This window comes from Macrococcus equipercicus (assembly GCF_024205945.1).
Lineage (GTDB): Bacteria > Bacillota > Bacilli > Staphylococcales > Staphylococcaceae > Macrococcus > Macrococcus equipercicus.
This window is the reverse complement of the sequence record NZ_CP073809.1, coordinates 1,565,436-1,578,943: the sequence shown is the minus strand read 5'-3', so window position 1 is coordinate 1,578,943 and position 13,508 is coordinate 1,565,436. Positions and strand designations below refer to the sequence as shown.

Here is a 13,508-nt window from a genome sequence, read left to right as displayed (position 1 = left end):
GCAAGTGACAACCATCGATGATTTATGACCGATAAATGTCATTTATGCATCATAACTTGACTAATAGAGGAGGCAATCTTATGCATCGACAACCTATCAAGGCATTATGGACAGGACGGCTGGATAGTGAAAGTGATGAGCGTCACTTCAGATATTTTCAGACGATTGATTTAAGCGGAGAGAATACGGGCGCACAAGTCGCGCTATTAGGCTACGCAGTGGACGAAGGGGTCCGGCTGAACAAAGGACGGCAGGGTGCTGTAGAAGGTCCGGATGCGATTAAAACAGCATTTGCCGGACTGCCGGTCATCGCAGGTGCAATGGTCAGTGATTACGGCAATATCACTCATGACCATGACACCCTCCTTGAAACTCAGCAGGAACTGGCAGCTGAAGCCGCAGAACTGCTGCAACGTCATCAGCTGACTTTCCTGCTCGGCGGCGGCCATGACATCGCTTATGCGCAGTATTTAGCTGTCAGACAGGCGTATCCCGGCAAGACAATCGGTGTCATCAACATTGATGCCCACTTTGATACGCGCCATGAAGCGCAGTCGACGTCAGGTAACAGTTTCAGTCAGATCATCGAGCAGGATGATGAGGCCGGCTACTTAGTGCTCGGTATTCAGCCGAGCGGCAATACGCAGGCGTTGTTTGATTATGCGGAACGTCACGATATCAGCTATGTGCTCGCAGAACGCTTTAATAGCGGTGTGCCGGATGAGGTCGTGTCACAAATACAGCAGTTCATCGATAGTTATGACGTCATTTTGTTCACTATATGCATGGACGTCATCGACAGTGCCTTCGCACCGGGCGTCAGTGCACCTGCTGTCCTCGGTTTGTCGTCCCACGTCGTAGCAGAGCTCGCCGCTACTATCGCATCATGTGACAAAGTCAGCTCAGTCAGCATCGCTGAGATGAACCCGGTATATGACATTGACAACAGAACGGCGAAACTCATCGCCTATTTGATGAACCACATGATCGGCAAAAAGTTTTCGTGACAGCAGGTTATTCAAACATCCAGTAATGCTGGCATAATTCAATGAGAGAAAGGACGCGTGCTGCGTGCTTTCTCTTTTTTAAGTAGTTGAGGTGGATTGTCCGGCTGATCTTCGGTCGTATTCTCAGGGCGTCAAGATGTGCTGTGCTGTAAGACTGGTAGTAAAACCTCGGGATGACCGCAAACCCCATGCCGCGGTGGACGAAGTTCGTCGCCGCTTCGAAGCGGTCCACTTCCATGACGATATTCGGTCTGACGTCAAGCCGCACGAAATAATCATCCAGATGTTTTCTCACTTGATAGTGCTGGTTAGGCAGAATGAGCGGCAAGTCCTTGATGGAAATAGATTTTGTATTGAACTGTCCCATCGGCGCCAGCAGAAAGTACTCTTCTTCGTAAAGCGGGATAGACGTCACATCTTCATGTCTGATTTCTTCGTTTGTAATGGCGATATGAGCATCATAGTTCAGCAGCATGTTCACCGCGTCCTGCAGACCGAGCACTTCATTCACCTTATAGTGCTGCTCGTCATACTGCTGCCGGTGCTGCTGGATGACAGCGGACATCCACTGGCTCGTCGACTCAAGGAGCGAGATGGTAATCTTCGGTGTCTGGCTGAAGCTCAGGTCGTACATTTTTTCGACCGTCTGATGATACTGCTGGACGAGCTCCGTCGCATAATGATAGAAGAGCGTCCCTTTTTCTGTGATTTTCACTGCTTTCGTCGTGCGGGTCAGCAGCTGGTAGCCGAGCTCATCTTCCAGCTTCTTGATGGAGGCAGTCAAGGATGGCTGGCTGATATGCAGCAAGTCGGCCGCTTTCGTGAAACTATTTTGTTTGACGACTGTTATAAAGTACTCCAATTGCAGAATTTTCAATCAACTACGCGCCTTTCATAGTTTTTAGTTATTAATAAATAGATTATTGATATTAGTTATCTATAGATTAGCATAATATAATGAGACGTGTAAGGGTGATGATAAAAGGAGCGGATATCAATGAGAAACATTAGAGCGAAAAAAGGTCTTGAAATCGAATGTAAGGGCTGGGAGCAGGAAGCGGTGCTTCGTATGCTCTACAATAACTTGGATCCTGAAGTGGCGGAGCATCCTGAGACGCTTGTCGTCTATGGCGGTATCGGCCGTGCGGCGAGGAACTGGGAGAGTTTTGATGCGATTGTTGAGACGCTGAGAAACCTCGAGAAAGACGAAACGCTATTAATTCAGTCCGGAAAACCGGTGGCTGTCTTCAAAACACATGACGAAGCACCGCGTGTATTATTAGCCAACTCAGTGCTCGTACCGAACTGGGCAAACTGGGAGCATTTCCATGAGCTCGACAAGAAAGGGCTGATGATGTACGGCCAGATGACTGCAGGCAGCTGGATCTACATCGGCTCGCAGGGGATTGTCCAGGGGACATATGAGACATTCGGGGAACTTGCGAACCAGCATTTCGGCGGGCAGCTGAACGGTACAGTGACACTCACAGCAGGACTCGGCGGAATGGGCGGCGCGCAGCCGCTCGCGGTCACAATGAACGGCGGTGTGGTCATCGGTGTTGACGTCGATGAATCACGGATCGACAAACGGATTGAAACGCGTTATACAGACGTCAAGACACATGACCTGGACGAGGCGCTGCGCATGGCGGAAGAAGCACGTCAGGCAGGCACGCCGTTATCCATCGGGTTAGTCGGTAATGCGGTCGATACACACAAAGCTATTTTAGACAAAGGCTTCAAGATTGATATCATCACTGACCAGACAAGTGCCCATGACCCGCTGAACGGCTACATTCCACAAGGCTATTCGCTGGAAGAGGCAAAGGCGCTGCGCGACGCAGATCCTGCGAACTATGTGAAGTTAGCTAAAGCGTCGATGGCGAAACACGTTGAATATATGCTCGAGTTCCAGAAGAACGGTGCAGTTGCCTTTGACTACGGCAACAACATCCGGCAGGTGGCTTTTGACGAAGGCGTGAGTGATGCGTTCAACTTCCCGGGATTTGTACCGGCGTACATCCGACCGCTGTTCTGTGAAGGTAAAGGACCGTTCCGTTTCGTCGCATTAAGTGGTGACCCGAAAGACATTGCACGTGCAGACGAAGAGATGAGAAAGCTGTTCCCGGATAACGAGAAGTTATTGCGCTGGCTCGATCTCGCTGAGGAGAAGATCGCTTTCCAAGGACTGCCTGCTCGTATCGCATGGCTCGGTTACGGCGAACGGGTGAAGATGGGTCTTGCGCTGAACCGCCTCGTGCGTGACGGCGAAATCTCTGCACCGATTGTCATCGGCCGGGATCACCTTGATTCAGGTTCGGTGGCAAGTCCTAACCGCGAGACAGAAGCGATGCAGGACGGCAGTGATGCGGTCGGTGACTGGGCGGTGCTGAATGCGCTCGTCAATACAGCGGCAGGCGGCTCATGGATTTCATTCCATCACGGCGGCGGTGTCGGTATGGGTTATTCACTGCACGCCGGCATGGTTGTTGTGGCGGACGGTACCGAGAATGCAGAACGACGATTGGAGCGCGTGCTGACGACTGACCCGGGCATGGGGGTTGTGCGTCATGCAGATGCAGGTTACGATATTGCTGTTAAGGTCGCCGTGGAACGCGGCGTTCATATTCCGATGATTACAGGGAAAGGTGATCACAATGAATGATTTAATCATCCAGAACATTCAGGAGCTTATTCTGCCGAAATCGACAGACCGACCGCTGAAAGGTCGTGAACTCGATGAGCTGACAATCGTGGAGAACGGCACCGTTGTCGTGAAAGACGGAAAAATCGTTTATTCAGGGCCGCATACAGAAGAATACGAAGCCCATGAGACAATTGATGCGACGGGCAAAGTAGTCTCTCCTGCATTGATTGATGCACATACCCACCTCGTTCACGGCGGCTCCCGCGAACATGAGATGGCGCTGAAACGTCAAGGCGTGTCATACCTTGAAATATTGAAGCGGGGCGGCGGTATTCTCTCGACGGTCAAAGCGACGCGCGAGGCGTCAGCAGAAGAGCTGTTCAAGAAAGCAGAGTACAACTTGCTGACGATGATTCATCACGGTGTGCTCGGCGTGGAAAGTAAGAGCGGCTATGGTCTTGACCGTGAGACGGAGCTGAAGCAGCTGCGTGTATCCCACAGACTTGCTGATAAATATCAGCTTGATATGAAGCATACGTTCCTCGGGCCGCATGCCGTGCCGGCAGGAAGAGGCGGAGAGGAATTCATGCAGGAGATGATTGATTTCCTGCCGGAAGTGAAGGACTATGCAGATTTCGCGGATGTCTTCTGTGAGACAGGAGTCTTCACCATTGAAGAATCCCGCCGATACATGCAGGCAGCCAATGACCTCGGCATGCGGGTGAAAATCCACGCAGACGAAATCGACCCGCTCGGCGGACTTGAGCTGGCCATTGAACAGCATGCCATCTCAGCCGATCATCTTGTAGCAGCGAGCGAAGAAGGCAAGCGGCAGCTGCACGACAGTGATACAGTCGCAGTACTGCTGCCGGGGACGACGTTCTACTTGAACAAGGACAGCTATGCCGATGCGCGCGGCATGATTGATAATAACGGTGCTATCGCTATTGCGACCGACTTCAACCCGGGCAGCTGCGTGACGAACAACCTGCAGATGGTCATGGCGATCGCAGCACTCAAACTGAAACTGTCACCGAACGAAATATGGAACGCAGTGACAGTCAACGCCGCTAAAGCCATCGGGCTGGACGCCGGCACCATCAATACAGGTGACAGAGCGAACATCGTCATCTGGCATGCACCGAACCATCAGTACATCCCGTACCATTACGGCGTGAATCATGCCGAGAAAGTCATTAAGGACGGTCAAGTGATTGTGAATCACGACTTGGCACTTAAATAATCAATAAAGCCATGTCTCCTGAGCTGGAGACATGGCTTTTAAATTTGGGGCGGGTCATCGGTTGCATTCGCGGCATGATTCCGGTACCATTGACTTGTCAGTCTATGATTGACAGACAAGTTAATAACATTCTTTCGGGGCAGGGTGAAATTCCCAACCGGCGGTAAATCTTTGATGAGCCCGCGACCCTTTATCGTTGATAAAGGCTGATTCAGTGCAAAGCTGAAGCCGACAGTTACAGTCTGGATGGGAGAAAGAATAAGACACCATTATCGTATGGTTTATTTGTGCTTGAAAACTATAACTGAATGGTCTTATTTGTGATACCAAAATTTAAGCGCCCGCTGCTGCGGGCGCTTTTGTTGTTAAGGAGGAGCAGATGTATATTAACGAAGCATTCAAACTCGCTCAGATGACGAACGGTCAGACGGGCAGAAATCCCGCGGTCGGCTGCATCATTGTGCGGGACGGCGCCATCATTGGTATCGGCGCGCATCTGAAGGAAGGTTCCAGTCATGCGGAAGTGCAGGCACTCGCTATGGCAGGTGACGCACGCGGTGCCACGCTCTACTGTACGCTTGAGCCGTGCAGTCACTACGGTCAGACGCCGCCGTGCACTGAGGCCGTTGTCGAGGCCGGCATCAGCCGCGTCGTCTTTGCCGCACGGGATACATCGCTTGATAACACTGGGATCGCTTACATGGAAGCGCACGGCATAGAAGTCAGTCATGAACCACATGATGACATCACGGAATTTTACGCGCCGTTCTTTCAGGCGAAAAAGGATTCTGCCTGCTACGTCACGGTGAAGCTTGCGGCGACTCTTGACGGCAAGCTTGCCGATGACAGCGATTCGAGCAAGTGGCTGACGAACGCAGACTCCCGGACTGACGTGCACAAGCTGCGGCATACGATGGACGGTGTGCTGGTCGGCAGGCGGACTTATGAGCTGGACCAGCCGAAACTCGATGCCCGTCACGTCAGCGGGAAAAAGCCTGCGAAGATTATCATCTCGAGGTCAGGTGATGTCAAGCTGCACGCGGCAGACATCGACTCAGAACAGCGCATCATTATCATCACAAGCCGCGAGCTCGAGACGACGGCTGAAGTCATTGTGACTGATGATCTGTCACCTGGTCATATTACGAAGCTGTTGTATAAGCACGGCATACGCCGGCTGCTCGTCGAAGGCGGCAGCAGCGTTATCACAGCATTTATTGAACACGATTGTTTCGATGAAGTCGTCCTCTATTATGCCCCGAAATTGCTGGGCGGCACTGAACGCAATCGTTTTTACCATACAGAAGAAAAAGAGCTGTCAGCGCTCAAGCAGCTGGAACTTAAAAGTGTCGATGTGTTCCAGCATGATGTCAAGCTGACTTACAGAAAGGGGCAGAACGATGTTCACAGGAATTATTGAAGCAACAGGGACCATCAGACGCATCACCGGCGGACGAAGCCTGAAGATGACGATTGAATGTCCCGCTATTCTCGGTGACGTCAAACTCGGCGACTCGATCGCTGTTGACGGCACGTGTCTGACAGTGACGCACTTCACGGCCGAGACCTTTGATGTTGATATCATCACCGGCACTTCAGACCGCACGAAATTCTCCGCGGTGCAGGCCGGGTTCACAGTGAATCTTGAACGCGCATTGATGCCTTCAAGCAGAATGGGCGGTCATTTTGTCACGGGCCACATTGATAAGGTGGCCAAAGTGATGAGGACATTCCGACAGGACAATGCGACCGTATGTCATATCAGTCTGGCGCCGGATGATCAGCCTTATATTATCGATAAAGGCTCCATCGCTGTCGACGGGACATCGCTAACTGTCTTCAAGCTTGCGCCGAATTATTTTGAAGTGCAGCTGATTCCTGAGACGCAGCGGCAGACGAAACTGATGCAGTTGAAGCCGGGCGATGCTGTGCACCTTGAGTTCGACATGCTCGGTAAATATGTGCTGAAGCAGAAGGAGAGAGTCTGATGTTTGATTCCATTGATGAAGCACTGAGCGCGTTAACAGCAGGCCGGCCGATTATCGTCGTGGATTCTGAAGACCGCGAAAATGAAGGTGATCTGCTCGCTGTCACCGAGTTCATGCAGCCGGATGTGCTGAACTTCATGATCAAAGAAGCACGCGGTCTCGTCTGTGCGCCGGTTTCCCGCGCGATTGCTGAAAAGTTCAGTTTACTGCCGATGACCGTGACGAATGACGACCCTCACGGCACGGCGTTTACAGCGAGCATCGATCACGTGATGAGTACGACCGGCATCAGCGTTGCTGAACGCTATGACACTGTGCGTGCACTGCTCGGCGACGGTGCAGAGAAGACATTTAATTCACCAGGTCATATCTTCCCGCTCATCGCAAAAGATGACGGCGTGCTGGAGCGCCAGGGCCATACTGAGGCATGTGTCGACCTCGCCCGGCTGTGCGGCGCGACACAGACAGGCGTCATCTGCGAGATCATTAAAGAGGACGGCACGATGGCACGGCGCGATGACCTCGTTGACTTCAAGCATAAGCATGATTTGAAGATGATCACGATTGATGCGCTGGTGCATTACCGCAAAGTGACAGAGCCGCTTGTGACAAGAGAAGCGGTCGTCGATATGCCGACCAAGTACGGTCATTTCAAACTGTACGGCTTCCAGGAGCTTTATTCAGACAAAGAGCACGTCGTCTACATGAAGCCTTACACCGGCATACCGGACGTCCGCATTCATTCGGAATGTCTGACGGGTGATGTCTTTCATAGTGAGCGCTGTGACTGCGGCATTCAGCTTGAGCAGGCGCTGCATCACATCGAGACGCACGGCGGCCTCGTCATCTATCTCCGCCAGGAAGGGCGCGGCATCGGTCTGATCAACAAGTTAAAAGCATACGAGAAGATCGAGCAGGGGATGGACACGGTGGAAGCGAATCTCGCACTCGGGTTCGAGAGCGACATGCGTGACTACGCAGTGGCGGCGTCTATACTGCGGGACCTTGACATCTTGTCAGTCAATATCATCACCAACAACCCCCGGAAGATCTCAGGACTGAAGGCATACGGCATTGATGTCAGAGTGCGTGTGCCGCATCAGTTTGTCAGCAACGTGAACAACAGAAACTATTTAACGACGAAGAAAGAAAAATTAGGCCATTTACTGGAGGAGAAATTAATATGAAGTTTGATGCGAAGTTAACAGGTGAAGGACTTAAAATAGCAGTGGTCACGGCAAGATTCAATCATTTCATCACAGACCGGCTGACGGAAGGGGCAACCGATACGTTGATCCGTCATGGTGTCCGTGAAGAGCATATCGATCACGTGCTTGTGCCCGGTGCGTTTGAAATTCCGTTCGCTGCCCAGAAACTCGTCAAGAAGGATTATGATGCAGTTATCACGCTCGGCTGTGTCATCCGCGGCGCTACAACACATTATGATTACGTCTGCAGCGAAGTGGCAAAAGGGGTTGCTAAAGCGAATGAGTCGGGCACACCGGTCATCTTCGGGGTGCTGACGACAGAAACGATAGAGCAGGCGATTGAACGTGCCGGCACGAAAGCAGGCAACAAAGGCGGTGAGGCAGCAGTAGCCGCGATTGAAATGGCGAACTTGAATCAACTGCTGAGCTGATGCGTAAAAACCAATAAAAAAAGCAGCCGAGGCTGCTTTTTATTTGCTGTTTTTAGCTGCGGCGATCAGCGTGATGGCTGCCGCAATTCCTGCGCCTGCTGCGATTCTTTTATTGACAGCCGGCGTGAAGATGGATTTCGTCACCAGCTGCAGGTTCTGCGGTCGTTCTGCCAGGCGGCGCATGAAGTAGCCGTACCAGTCCTGGCCGAACGGCACATAGACACAGAACTGATAGCCTTCATTAGCAATCTGCTCCTGCAGCTCTGTACGGAAACCATAAAGCATCTGGAATTCAATCAGCTCTTTGTTCAAGTTGTGCTGGGCGATGAACCGCTTCGCATGGTCGATGATATCATGGTCATGTGTTGCGATAGATGTCATCGCTTTTGCATTCAGCAGGCGCTGCTCAATCAGCTTGATGTAGTTCTCGTCGATATCTTCCTTGGACTGATAAGCGATCTCTGCCGGTTCTTTGTAAGCACCTTTAACTAAGCGGAGACGCACGTCCTGATATTGATCGATATCTTCAGTCGCGCGGTAAAGATAAGCCTGGATAACTGTGCCGACGTTCTTGAACTCACCTTTCAGACGGTCAAGAATAGCGAACGTCTGCATTGTATGTTTGTAATCTTCAGTGTCCATATTGATATGCATATTGCCGCATGCATGGGCTTTCAGTAGAATTTCACGCACGTTCTCGTAGCAGAACTCTTCATCGACATCGAGGCCGATCTGCGTCAGTTTGATTGACATATGTGCTTTCACGCCTGATTCATGAATCGCTTCAATCATCGCAAGAATTTCATTTTTAGCTTTTGTCGCTTCTTCTTTCGAGAAGACAAATTCGCCGAGATTATCGACTGTCGCCGTAATCCCTTTAGCGTTCAGCACGCGGATTGCCTTGATTGTTGAAGGGATGTCCACACCTGCAACGACTTTGTTTGCACCAAGTGCCAGACCATAGCGTTTGGCTGCGGCATTTAATGCCTGGTTCTCACTCAGCTTAATAAAAAAATCTCTTGTCAAATCCATCAGTAAAGCCTCCTTAAATATCTTGCATATCAATTATAGTACTACAAATTTGAAGAAAGTTAAGCGTTTTCTTATCATATTGCAGAAAGATATTTTACATTTTTTGAATAATCATTCCCGGGGAATAAGGAGGCATACTGAAAAAGACAGAGGCTCATGTAAAATTAATGGCGCTCCGAACGGTAAGATGAAGGAGGTTCATTTATGAAGCAGCGGGCGCGGCGCTATTCATTGATTGTCAACGCGGGTAGTGATACCGAATAGAATCGTTTGTCTTCTGCTCACCGCATGACTCTGCAGTGTTGCATCTACCACAATAAGAACAGCTGAGAAGTGCCTAATCATCAGACTGGGCACTTTTTATAGCGATCGTTTCTTTGTTGATCGGTTCGGCGCTGATTTCTATCAGTTGAGGTAAAGCCATAATAACAGTTAATGTGATGATGATCTTCTTGATCAGCTTCATGACTGCCTCCTTGGTTTATAATCACTTTCATTGTAAAGGCGATATGTGAATCTGCTTTAAAGCATTTGTAAATAATTTATTTACTTTATTGATGTCTGCTATACTGCTATTAATAAAGTAAATCATGACAAGGAGTCAGCTGATGAAAAGCTTAGGAATTTATTTTGGGACATTTGCACCATGCCATGTCGGCCACTTTGAACAGATTGTCCGTGCCAAGCGCGAGAATGATAGAGCGTTTGTCATCGTCTCAGGTTACGACGGTGACCGGGGAGACCTTGCCGGCATGAGCCTGAAAAACCGCGTCAAGGCGATGCGGGAGCTGCTGAAAGATGATCCGACCGTCTCCGTGCTGATGCTCGATGAAACAGCTATCCCGAAATATCCTGCCGGCTGGGCACCGTGGCTGAATATGCTCCGGGAAAGTGTGGAGCAGTCGACAGATATAACGGAACGGGTGACTTTCTATGTCGGTGAAGATGAGTATATGAAGCCGCTTGATGACTACTTCTCCGACTGCTGGGAGGCAGACGTCGTCATTACACGTGTGGACCGCCGCGTGACTGGTATCAGCGGCACTTCCATAAGGGAGAATCCGCTCTTCAACTGGGATTATGTCACCCGGCCGTTCAGGCGTTTCTTCGTCAAAAATGTGCTGATCATCGGTGGCGCCGGAACAGGCAAGACAGCACTGACACGAGATTTAGCGCGGCGCTATTCAACGTCTTATTCACTGGAATATATGCCGGACTTTCTGACGGAGCGGCTGGTCCGGGAAGAAGAGCTCGACATCAAGGATTTTCACGAGATCGGTATCGGTCAGTATGAGCACAACCGCCGTCATATTCATTCACCAGGTACACGGAAAGTGTTCTTTGCAGACACAGATGTGATGATGACAAAGCTGTTCGCAAAATCTCATCTGAGCGAGCAGGACTTCAACCATGTCGCGCCGGTGTTCGATTTCTATATCTCACTGCAGACATGGGCACTCATCATTGTACTGCCGACTGCTGAAAGCGGTGATGAGATGTATGAGCTGATGCTCGCTGAACTTGACAGCCAGCAGCTCCGTGACCGTACGGTTATACTGGAAGGCATGGATTACTACGAAATGTATGAAGAAGCGCACCGGCTTGTCGATGAATTGCTGGCAGACGGGCGGGACAATTGAATATTAAGGAATTGTAAATCGGTGACCAAAATCTTTAAGGAAACTTTACATTATGGATGGGATAGTGGTGTTAAAATAGACGTATATTGATTAATTAAGAGGTGTGCTACTAATGTTCAAAGATATGGCATATTATATATTCGGTCATGAACTGGATCCATTCATGCAGTTGTTTGTATTTGAACCGATTGTTATTACAATCATTGCAGTCATCGTGGCAATACTTACAAAGAGAGCATGGACGATGGGACTTGTCATTATACTGCTTAACATCATCGATAATGCGATAGATGTCAACTTCCTGTTCGGCGATCAAGGAATCGGTACGATAGTTGCGCAGAATATCTCCTTCTTCTTCTCGAACTTCTTCTCAATGTTCTATGAATTTGTCTTCAGCTTCCTGATCACAAGCACAGCATTTATGCACAAAAAATTCGGTGTCGCTTAAGCGGTACCGAATTTTTTTGTGTGGAATTATTCTGTATGAGCCGCTTTATACTGCTGACCTTTGTCGACATACGAGCGGTAAATGCGTTCCAGCTCACTGTAGTCATGGTCGTTCAGCTCGCGCACGACTTGAGCGGGCCGGCCGAAAGCAAGTGTTCTCGGTGGAATCTTCTTGCCGGGCGGCACGAGAGACCCTGCTCCGATAAAGGCATATTCACCGATTTCAGCGCCATCGAGTATGGTCGAATCCATACCGACAAGGGCGTTTTCTTTAATCGTGCACGAATGCAGCGTCACCCGGTGGCCGATTGTCACACAATCTTCAATGATGAGCGGCTTATCTGGTGACTGATGAAGACAGCACAGATCCTGGACGTTGCTCTGACTGCCGATAATGACAGGGCTGACATCTCCGCGGATGACTGTCCCATACCAGACGGAAGCGTGATCACCGACTGTGACATCACCTGTAATGACTGCAGTTGGCGCGATAAATGCAGTGTCTGAGATATTTGGCCTATGGCCGTTATATTTGAGTTCCATCTTGTGCCCCCTTTTTTGTTATACTTAATCATATCATTGATTGACAGAAGGAGCAGAAATTATGTGGAAGTGGGAAACAGAAAAGGCCGCTAAAGGCGTCGTCGTCATCGTTCATAATATGCTGGAGCACCACGGGCGTTATGCCTGGCTGATTACACAGCTGAGAAGAAGCGGTTATCATGTCGTTATGGGAGACCTGCCCGGCCAGGGACAGACATCCCGTGTCAACAAAGGACATATTGAATCATTTGGTGTATATCGTGAGGCTGTGCTCGAATGGATAGAAGTAGCAGAGGAATATCGTCTGCCGGTATTTCTTTTCGGCATCGGTCTCGGCGGCCTGATTGCTGTGAATTTACTGGAGCGCGTCACCCTCAATCTTGAAGGCCTGATTTTAATATCACCGCTCTTTGGTTTTCAAAATACATTGTCGACACGGAAGAACATTTTCGCCTCCAGTTTCGGCGGGACGTCAAAAGATGCCAAGTTCGATATGAATATTGCGATGAATCAGCTGACGCGCTCAGCAGATGCCGTGAAAGATGCTGAGTCCGATTCACTGATGATCAGTAAAGTGAGTTTCAACTGGTATCGCTCTATTATGGAGGCGATGAAAGACACGATGGAAAATATTCCGGCGCTCAGCAGCGTACCGCTTCTGCTGATGTATGCAGGAGAAGATAAGCTCGCTGATCTCGAGCAGACCCGGTTATTCAGCAAGGAATTTCAAACGGATGAGATGTATGTGAAGTGCTGGAACGGGCTCTATCATGAACTGCACCAGGAGCCGGAGAAAGAAAACATACTGCGCTATATAGAATCTTTTATGAACAATAGAATTTATTATGTTGGGTTAATTTCGGAATAGCAGGGTATAACAACTGTATCAACTTACAGAGGTGGGGATGTTATGTCTCATGATGTCAAAGACATGATGCTGCTCAATGAACTGCAGCATGAAATTGATGGGATATTCCAGAAGATTTCTGATGAATTCGGCTTGTCCAAAAATGAATATGTCGTGATGGTCGCTCTATGGAACAATGGTCCGATGGCCATGAGAGCTCTGGATAAATATATCGATATCAAACCTTATAAACGAACCCGTTTTTTTAACAACCTCGTAAGCAAAGGCTGGATTACTAAAGAGAGACCATCTGATGACGAACGGACTGTTATTATTCACTATAATGAAGATAAAGCACCGGAAAAAGAAAAGATTGTCAAAGCTGCCTGTAAGGCCATCAGTGACAATCTTGAAAATTTACGCAAGCATTTTAACGCTGTGCTGTCGATCTGCGAATCACAAAGGTAAGCTTCAG

General features: G+C 49.5%; 15 protein-coding genes and 1 riboswitch. Of the genes, 11 read left to right on the top strand and 4 right to left on the bottom strand.

The features are described 5' to 3' along the window. The first annotated feature begins 80 nt into the window (after positions 1 to 80). Positions 81 to 1,007, top strand: coding sequence for a formimidoylglutamase (gene hutG / locus KFV11_RS08165; RefSeq protein WP_254249666.1), 927 nt, complete (start codon positions 81 to 83; stop codon positions 1,005 to 1,007). A gap of 7 nt (positions 1,008 to 1,014) precedes the next feature. Here the strand turns inward: hutG and KFV11_RS08160 are convergent, their stop codons facing one another. Further along, positions 1,015 to 1,884 carry a LysR family transcriptional regulator gene (locus tag KFV11_RS08160; protein ID WP_254249665.1) on the bottom strand — a complete coding sequence of 290 codons (870 nt, stop codon included), beginning with the start codon at positions 1,882 to 1,884 and terminating at the stop codon, positions 1,015 to 1,017. Between the two features lie 120 nt (positions 1,885 to 2,004). On the opposite strand from KFV11_RS08160, the gene hutU reads away from it, so the two are divergent. The 6 genes from hutU to ribH all read left to right on the top strand — a co-directional run bounded on the left by hutU (position 2,005) and on the right by ribH (position 8,524). After that, a complete protein-coding gene (gene hutU / locus KFV11_RS08155; protein ID WP_149459470.1) occupies positions 2,005 to 3,672 on the top strand; it encodes a urocanate hydratase in 1,668 nt (555 codons plus the stop codon). Continuing rightward, the gene (gene hutI, locus KFV11_RS08150; protein ID WP_254249664.1) at positions 3,665 to 4,897 is read left to right on the top strand and encodes an imidazolonepropionase; all 1,233 of its coding nucleotides are present in this window, start codon (positions 3,665 to 3,667) and stop codon (positions 4,895 to 4,897) included. Before hutU ends, hutI begins: the two co-directional genes overlap by 8 nt. Positions 4,898 to 5,023: 126 nt before the next feature. After that, positions 5,024 to 5,159, top strand: a riboswitch (FMN riboswitch). A gap of 117 nt (positions 5,160 to 5,276) precedes the next feature. After that, on the top strand, positions 5,277 to 6,317 hold the full coding sequence (gene ribD / locus KFV11_RS08145; RefSeq protein ID WP_254249663.1) for a bifunctional diaminohydroxyphosphoribosylaminopyrimidine deaminase/5-amino-6-(5-phosphoribosylamino)uracil reductase RibD: 1,041 nt from the start codon (positions 5,277 to 5,279) through the stop codon (positions 6,315 to 6,317). After that, complete coding sequence (locus KFV11_RS08140) at positions 6,298 to 6,885, top strand: riboflavin synthase (protein ID WP_254249662.1); 588 nt, start codon at positions 6,298 to 6,300, stop codon at positions 6,883 to 6,885. Before ribD ends, KFV11_RS08140 begins: the two co-directional genes overlap by 20 nt. Further along, complete coding sequence (gene ribA / locus KFV11_RS08135) at positions 6,882 to 8,072, top strand: GTP cyclohydrolase II (protein WP_281290599.1); 1,191 nt, start codon at positions 6,882 to 6,884, stop codon at positions 8,070 to 8,072. Before KFV11_RS08140 ends, ribA begins: the two co-directional genes overlap by 4 nt. Next, complete coding sequence (gene ribH / locus KFV11_RS08130; RefSeq protein ID WP_149459475.1) at positions 8,069 to 8,524, top strand: 6,7-dimethyl-8-ribityllumazine synthase; 456 nt, start codon at positions 8,069 to 8,071, stop codon at positions 8,522 to 8,524. The genes ribA and ribH overlap by 4 nt, the downstream gene beginning before the upstream one ends. Before the next feature lie 39 nt (positions 8,525 to 8,563). Here the strand turns inward: ribH and KFV11_RS08125 are convergent, their stop codons facing one another. Both KFV11_RS08125 and KFV11_RS11700 read right to left on the bottom strand, forming a co-directional pair. Next, on the bottom strand, positions 8,564 to 9,556 hold the full coding sequence (locus tag KFV11_RS08125; protein WP_254249661.1) for a proline dehydrogenase family protein: 993 nt from the start codon (positions 9,554 to 9,556) through the stop codon (positions 8,564 to 8,566). A 337-nt stretch (positions 9,557 to 9,893) separates the two neighbouring features. Then, a complete protein-coding gene (locus tag KFV11_RS11700; RefSeq protein ID WP_281290596.1) occupies positions 9,894 to 10,022 on the bottom strand; it encodes a hypothetical protein in 129 nt (42 codons plus the stop codon). A gap of 142 nt (positions 10,023 to 10,164) precedes the next feature. Between KFV11_RS11700 and KFV11_RS08120 the strand changes: the two genes are divergently transcribed. Both KFV11_RS08120 and KFV11_RS08115 read left to right on the top strand, forming a co-directional pair. Next, the gene (locus KFV11_RS08120; protein ID WP_149459477.1) at positions 10,165 to 11,196 is read left to right on the top strand and encodes an AAA family ATPase; all 1,032 of its coding nucleotides are present in this window, start codon (positions 10,165 to 10,167) and stop codon (positions 11,194 to 11,196) included. A 112-nt stretch (positions 11,197 to 11,308) separates the two neighbouring features. Further along, on the top strand, positions 11,309 to 11,644 hold the full coding sequence (locus KFV11_RS08115; RefSeq protein ID WP_254249660.1) for a hypothetical protein: 336 nt from the start codon (positions 11,309 to 11,311) through the stop codon (positions 11,642 to 11,644). A 26-nt stretch (positions 11,645 to 11,670) separates the two neighbouring features. Here KFV11_RS08115 and KFV11_RS08110 read toward each other — a convergent pair whose 3' ends face one another. After that, a complete protein-coding gene (locus tag KFV11_RS08110; protein ID WP_149459479.1) occupies positions 11,671 to 12,186 on the bottom strand; it encodes a gamma carbonic anhydrase in 516 nt (171 codons plus the stop codon). A gap of 61 nt (positions 12,187 to 12,247) precedes the next feature. Here KFV11_RS08110 and KFV11_RS08105 point away from each other — a divergent pair, with 61 nt between their 5' ends. Together KFV11_RS08105 and KFV11_RS08100 are read left to right on the top strand one after the other, a co-directional pair. Continuing rightward, positions 12,248 to 13,054: an alpha/beta fold hydrolase gene (locus KFV11_RS08105; RefSeq protein ID WP_149459480.1), complete on the top strand. Its 807-nt coding sequence runs from the start codon at positions 12,248 to 12,250 to the stop codon at positions 13,052 to 13,054. A 42-nt stretch (positions 13,055 to 13,096) separates the two neighbouring features. Then, complete coding sequence (locus KFV11_RS08100; RefSeq protein ID WP_149459481.1) at positions 13,097 to 13,501, top strand: transcriptional regulator, SarA/Rot family; 405 nt, start codon at positions 13,097 to 13,099, stop codon at positions 13,499 to 13,501. Positions 13,502 to 13,508: the final 7 nt, after the last annotated feature.